The sequence below is a fragment of the Porcipelethomonas ammoniilytica genome (genome assembly GCF_025567485.1).
In the GTDB taxonomy this organism is placed as follows: Bacteria; Bacillota; Clostridia; order Oscillospirales; family Ruminococcaceae; genus Porcipelethomonas; species Porcipelethomonas ammoniilytica.
This window is the reverse complement of record NZ_JAOQKH010000073.1, coordinates 1-1330: the sequence shown is the minus strand read 5'-3', so window position 1 is coordinate 1330 and position 1330 is coordinate 1. Positions and strand designations below refer to the sequence as shown.

2 protein-coding genes are annotated in these 1330 nt (G+C 31.4%); both read right to left on the bottom strand.

Annotation, left to right across the window (positions count from 1 at the left end; genetic code table 11):
* Nucleotides 1-213 precede the first annotated feature (213 nt).
* On the bottom strand, nt 214-420 hold the full coding sequence (locus OCV67_RS13285) for a hypothetical protein (protein WP_147644300.1): 207 nt from the start codon (nt 418-420) through the stop codon (nt 214-216).
* A gap of 240 nt (nt 421-660) precedes the next feature.
* On the bottom strand, nt 661-1330 hold a 670-nt coding region (locus tag OCV67_RS13280; protein ID WP_262644649.1), incomplete at its 5' end, for a dockerin type I domain-containing protein.

Below are 1330 nucleotides of genomic sequence, written 5' to 3'. Positions count from 1 at the left end.
TACATATTTAGTTCTCACTATCCTGCTTCTTGTTACTGTTAATGAAGTAATCAAGAACATAAAGAAATAAACCGCCCCTGTCTTCCAAACATAGCGGTTTATCAACAACCATATGAGGGAGCAACCGTCTATCAGTGTGCCCCTTTTTTATTATTATAACAATATTTTTATGTAATGTCAAGACCTTTCCTTAAATTCGCCATTGGCGAATTTTTATTTATTCACTAAAATCACATCAGCTGATTTATAAATAGGACAATTATTTCTTTCCGGACAATTCTGCTTATAAAACTCCTGATATACACATTCCATTGAGACCTTTTTATATGTATTCACATCGCTTATTTTATATCTTACATTGACAAAATATTCTGTTTTCTGTATCGGACAATAATCAAAATGTGGTTTTATTATATACATTTACTATAATCCCCTTAATAATTTTATATATTTAATTATATCACTATCGCTATATTTTGTCAATAAACTACTTTTATTTACTATATTATACATCAAAAGCCCGGTTATTCACCGAGCTTTAATGCGTAGAAAAAATATTTTGTACTTTCTTATAATATTTCAGCTTTCACTGATATTTACATTATATCACATATTTTTTACATAGTCAACACTATTTCATCATTTTATTAGAAATTATTCTTACCACATAATATATAACTGATAATTTCCTCCGCCTAGTTCTTTCCATGTAACTGTTATATCATAATATGTTGATATTATTTCCTTAACTTCCTTTTCACTATATCCATGATGAATCATAAGTGATGCTTTTTCTTCCTCAACCATCATATAAAGTTTGGTATAAGAATTTTTAACTAATTCTTCAGGAGTATTTCGTATATTTGCCGGAAGAATAGTATCATTATGCTCCTTATAATATTCAATGTTTGGAATGTATTCAGCAGGAACATTCCAACTATAACCGTCCCATGGATCTACCGTATCATCATATATAATCTTTGTTATTCCGTATTCTGCTGCTGCTTTATACTTTATGCAATCATTTACATACTTCTTTATTCCGCTGAATTTATTCAGGTCATAATTCTTCTTGTTTGGTTCTTTAAGCTTTACTGTGGTTTTTGTAGTTTCTGTTTTATTTTCATTCGGCGCCGTTGTATGTTCTATTATACTTAACTTTGCTAAAAAACGTGCTATTTCTGAACAATCCAGCGCTGTTACTTTTCCGTCTCCGTTGTAGTCTGCCGCCCATTTATTGAGGTCCGAACTTCTTCCCTCTGCAAGCTTTCTCGCTATTATTGCTGCGTCCAATGCGGATACTCTTCCATCGTCATTGACATCTCCGACT